At 55.5% G+C, this 5,071-nt stretch carries 4 protein-coding genes; 2 read left to right on the forward strand and 2 right to left on the reverse strand.

Features of this window, described 5'->3' with window-relative positions:
- The coding region (locus ACF8AM_RS23865; RefSeq protein ID WP_392558055.1) for a DUF1501 domain-containing protein at positions 1-1,136 on the reverse strand (1,136 nt) is incomplete at its 3' end.
- 108 nt (positions 1,137-1,244) lie between these two features.
- On the reverse strand, positions 1,245-3,242 hold the full coding sequence (locus ACF8AM_RS23870) for a DUF1549 and DUF1553 domain-containing protein (RefSeq protein WP_392558058.1): 1,998 nt from the start codon (positions 3,240-3,242) through the stop codon (positions 1,245-1,247).
- A 236-nt stretch (positions 3,243-3,478) separates the two neighbouring features.
- Between ACF8AM_RS23870 and ACF8AM_RS23875 the strand changes: the two genes are divergently transcribed.
- Together ACF8AM_RS23875 and ACF8AM_RS23880 are read left to right on the forward strand one after the other, a co-directional pair.
- A complete protein-coding gene (locus ACF8AM_RS23875; RefSeq protein WP_392558056.1) occupies positions 3,479-4,537 on the forward strand; it encodes a PmoA family protein in 1,059 nt (352 codons plus the stop codon).
- On the forward strand, positions 4,534-5,071 hold a 538-nt coding region (locus tag ACF8AM_RS23880), incomplete at its 3' end, for an SDR family NAD(P)-dependent oxidoreductase (RefSeq protein ID WP_392558057.1). The genes ACF8AM_RS23875 and ACF8AM_RS23880, both read left to right, overlap by 4 nt.

Below are 5,071 nucleotides of genomic sequence, written 5' to 3' on the forward strand. Positions count from 1 at the left end.
GCCCCCAGGACTTGCCCCCCCTTGATCCCGGCCCCCGCCAACAAGCTGCAGAACACCCCAGGGTGGTGATCACGTCCCGCGTTCGCATTCAGCTTTGGCTTGCGGCCAAATTCGGTCGTCAAAACCACCAGCGTTTCATCCAGCAATCCCTTCGAGTGCAAATCACGAAGCAAGAACCCCATTCCGTCGTCGACCTGGGTCGCCTTCTCGTTCAGACGCGAATAGAGGTCTTGGTGCATGTCCCATCCGCCGAAATTCACCTCAACGAACCGAGCTCCTGATTCCACTAAACGGCGGGCGAGCAAGCAACCTTGGCCAAACGAGTTGCGACCATAGGCGTCACGAATCTTGGAATCCTCTTCGTTCAAATCGAACACTTTCAAATGCTCGCTTCCCATGAGTTTGCGAGTTTCCAAGTAGAGTTGATTGTAAGCTTCCACGTCGTTGTTCTTCCGCTGAGACTGAAACGATTGGTCGAACGGGTTGGCGAGAGCAAATCGGCGATAGAACAGTTTCTCATTCAGGTACTTTGGCAGCTTGATGTTTTGCAAACCTGCGTTCGGGTTCGCGATCGGGACGGGCGACAAAGCGGGCGGCAAGAAGCCCGCACCGGGATGCCGATTGCCGCTGCCGATCAGAAAGTTGCCCGGCAACTCTCGGTTTTCTCGCCCCTTCCGGTCCACCATCCACGCCCCCATGCCAGGATGTTGGATCGAGTTGATCTGCTTGTAGGCGGTCCGCATCAGGTAGCGTCCTTGCTCGTGTGCCCCCGTTTCGGTGGACAGCGAACGAACCGTCGCGATGGCTCCGGCAAGGTACGAAAGCTTTGGAAAGCGATCTCCGAACTGGATACCGGGAACTCGAGTGGCGATGGGCTTGGTTTCACCCGCTTCTTCCACGCCGACTTTCGGGTCAAACGTGTCCAAATGCGACATCGCACCATCCATGAACAGATAGATGATGTGCTTCGCCTTTTTGCCAGACGCGGACGCTGCGTGAGCGCGACTGCTTGGCGACAACTCATCCCACCACGGCCCACCCAGCATGCCACCGGCGAACGACACGCCGAGCGTTTGCTTTGCCAATCGTTTGATGAATCGTCGTCGATCTTCCAGGGTGAATTCAATTCCGGCCATGATTCGATCTCGTGGGGGTGAACCGCAACGCGGGCGATGAGAGGGAAGGGAAAGAAAAGAGGGGAGAGAAAAGAAGGGGGATCGAATGTCGATCAGCAATCCAGCGTGTCACTGGACAAACAGGAATTCTCGCGTATTGAGCAACGCCCAAATGATGTTGCCGTAGCCGACACCGGTTTGGTTTTGGCTGGACAATTCTCGCGAGGCGAGGACGCGATCTTCGGTCGATGGTTTGCGAGTCAACACGCTCAGGAAGATCGCATCGATTCGCTTCTTGACATTGTTCACTTGCAAGACGTTGTCGACCAAAGCCGAGCCTGGTTCCAACATCAAGTGAGTGATCGGACCATTGAACATTGCCAAAATCTGCGGCACAGTGGCTTCATCCTGCGATCCGTTGATGACCTCGCGATCACCTTGCCCAAACTGGCGTAAAAAGTGATCGGCGGGCAAAGGCGCAGGCAACTCGCTGGCGCGACACAGTACATTGCGTTGATAGGCGTGTTGGTTGAGATTCCGTTTGTAAACGGGCGAGAAATAAGATTCCTTGAACGTCGCGGAACGTCGCTTGACCTCCGCAAAATCCACCTTGGAAAAATCCAGGTCCAGAACGGGCTTCATCTCTTCCGCTGTTGGTCGTTGGAAAGGCCAAGGGTTGTTCACGGCCAGTGTCAGAATCGAATCCCAAACTTGTTCCGCCGTCATCCGCCGAACCGTCGGTCCGGGGAAGTAATACATCTCTCCATCGGTGATATCAAAATCAACCGCTTGCCGCTGATAGGTCTGGCTGTACAGGACGATGCGAGTGAGTTCTTTCAAATCGAATCCGCGGCGGATCAATTCCTTGCACAGGTGATCCATCGCGGCTTCATTGACACAAGGGTTTTCGTCTCGGAAGTCATCCACTGGTTCCACAAAACCAACTCCCATCAAACGCTTCCAGAGCCGGTTCACGATCGTTTGGCTGAACCGAGGATTCTCGGGACTGGTCACCCAAGCGGCGAACTGCTCACGAGGCGTCGCCTTGGCCGCGGAAGTTGGGATTTCGCCCCACAACACCTTGGGCTCAACAACATCCTTCGGCTTGGCATCCCGATAAGCGTAGTCATGCGGCAATCGCAGACGTCGTGGTCGCTCACTGACAACGTAGGTGTTTGCTCGGGCGATGCGTTGAAACTCGCCGGGAACGCGTCCTTTGTCAAAGTGTTTTTTTCCCTCGTTGATCAGTGCGTTCGCGGGATTGGTTTTCTCAAATCCTGGATCGCCCTTTCGCATCCGAGTGCTGGTTCCCGCAGTGAATGCAGCTAGCTGATAGAACTGGTACTGCGACCACTCATCAAACGGATGGTCGTGACATTGAGCGCATCCGATTTGAGTCCCCAAGAAAACTCGCACCGTGTTGTCGATATATGGCAGCGGCATCCCATCATCACGAAGCTGAAATCCGACGGCCGGGTTGTCCCAAACTTTGCCGTCTGCTGTCAGCATCTCGTAAACCCACTGGTCATAGGGTTTGTTTTCGGCGATCGACTGCTTGACGTACCCGTTGTAAGGATCCGCGACCAAGTTCGGCTGGGGGCGATCGACCAATCGCAACGTGTCCGCCCACCAGTTGTACGAATGACTGACGTAGTCGGGGCTGGAGAGCAATTGATCAATCAGCTCTTCGCGTCGGTCGCTGGATTTGGATTCGAGGAACCGACTGGCTTCTTCCAAGGTCGGAATGCGCCCAGCGACATCCAAGTAGACACGTCGCAAAAACACTTCGTCGCTGGCCAGTTCTTGCGGCGTGATCCCCTCGGCCAACAATTCTCGCTCAATGAAGGTATCCAGTTCGTTCGCGGCGTAGCGAATCTCCTGGCGACTGGACGTGCGAACAGGGGTGACCTCCAAGTCGACGGGTTTCTTCGAGCGAACGCTTTCAGGCAGTCGAATCTTCGTTTTTGAATTCGATTTTTTGACGTTGCGTTGGTTGGCTCGCTGGGCAAACGCATCCGGGCCAAGCAAACAAAGGGCTAACAAAAACATTCCCATCAAACGCATCGAACCGCCTCGGTGACACATCGCGTCCACTCCGAAAAAACCAGAACTCAGAAAAGATGGCATCATGCTCCGTCCCCCTCTATCATAATCCATCGACTCGCGGGCAACCGGCGAATCAAACGCTCAGATCGCCCGCTGATTTTCACTCCCCCCTCCCAGTCCCACCTTCGCAACGAATGGTTGCACGACCATCCGAAGAGACTGCCGATGCCACCGGCTTCGAAGTCCATTTGGAAAACGTTGCGACCTCTCGTTCAAACGCATTCCCACTGACTATGAACTCAAACGGACCCACCTTGATGAATCTTCCGCGTATTCGCCGGTTCCTTCGACAACTCACACAACATGCCTGCGTTGCTGTCGCAGTATGCTCAATCGCTTCCTCTGCGACAGCCGCGAATCCTGTGGCAGCCGAAGCCGCTACGACCTGGGAAACCAAAACGGTTGCTTCCGATAGTAAGGGTTCGCAGCAACAGGATGTGGAGATCTACCGGGGTGGAAAATTGATCGCCCGTCACCACTCCAGCTTGCTCGGCACGCCCGGCCTCTATCCGCTGAATTCTCCCTCGGGTTTGCCGCTGACGCGTGACTACCCGATGAAGGACAAGGGCAAGTACGAACGGGACGACCACCATCACCACCGTTCGTTGTGGTTCACACATGGAATCGTTAACGGGTTGGACTTTTGGCTGGACAAACCCACGCCCCACACCGGGTACATCGCCCAAACCTCGTTCTCGAAAGAAGAACGCGAAGACGGAATCAAGCTGATCACGGACAACGACTGGAACGACAAAGACGGCAAACGCATCCTGAGCGATCAGCGTCGATGGACGTTCACAGAATCACAGGGCGACACCATCATTGATTTGGATGTCCGATTGAAAGCCACCGATGGCGACGTTGTTTTTGGTGACACCAAAGAAGGGACACTCGGCGCTCGCATTGCTGGCACGATGAAAGTGGACGCGAAACTTGGCGGAACCGGGCAGAACGCAGAAGGCCTGAAAGACGGTGCCGCATGGAGCAAGAAATCATCTTGGGTCGACTACAGTGGCCCGATTCAACAAGCCGGTTCAGATGAGCCATCGGATTGGCCAACCGCGGGTATCACGATGTTCTATCACCCTGTCAATTCCTTGCCGGATTGTTTTTGGCACGTTCGCACTTACGGTTTGTTCGCCGCCAACCCATTTGGACGCCATCACTTTGGTCAGCCCGAATACGAAGGCGTCAAGATTGCCGACGGAGAGCACCTCGATCTTCACTTCCGAATCGTGTTGCACGATGGCGGTTTCGATCGCGAAAAATCGGAACAGCACTTTGCCGACTACTCCAAGACCGACCCGTCGTTTTGAATTCTCCGCAAGCCTCCCCCGGTGAATCATCGCCGGGATCTTCCATGGCGGCGTTCCATCCCAATGGATTCCGATTGGATGGGCGCCGCGTCGTTGTCACGGGCGGCACGCAAGGCGTCGGCGGTGCGATCGCGCGCGGACTGACCAGCGTTGGCGCGGATGTGGTTCTGATCGGACTGCATCGTGACGATGCTGCCAATGAAACGCTGGCCGCCTGCCGTGAAAACGGTCAGCGAGCCGAGCTAATCCTGTGCGATCTTTCGGCACCTGCGGAAACCTGGGTCGCTGACTTGCTGCCTCAAATTGATGAGGTGCTGCCGGGAGTGGACACGCTCGTCAACAATGCGGGCACCTTCATGGACGTCCCGTTTCTGGAGATGACCGCAAAACGCTATCACGCGACCATGAATTTGAACGTCGGGGCAGGGTACTTCCATACCCAGGCCATCGCCAAACCTTGGGCGGCGGATCAGGTTCATCACACCGTACACCATGTCAAACAAGGCATGCCCATTACCACCACGCACACCAACT

It is taken from the genome of Rhodopirellula sp. JB055 (assembly GCF_043100905.1).
GTDB lineage: Bacteria > Planctomycetota > Planctomycetia > Pirellulales > Pirellulaceae > Rhodopirellula.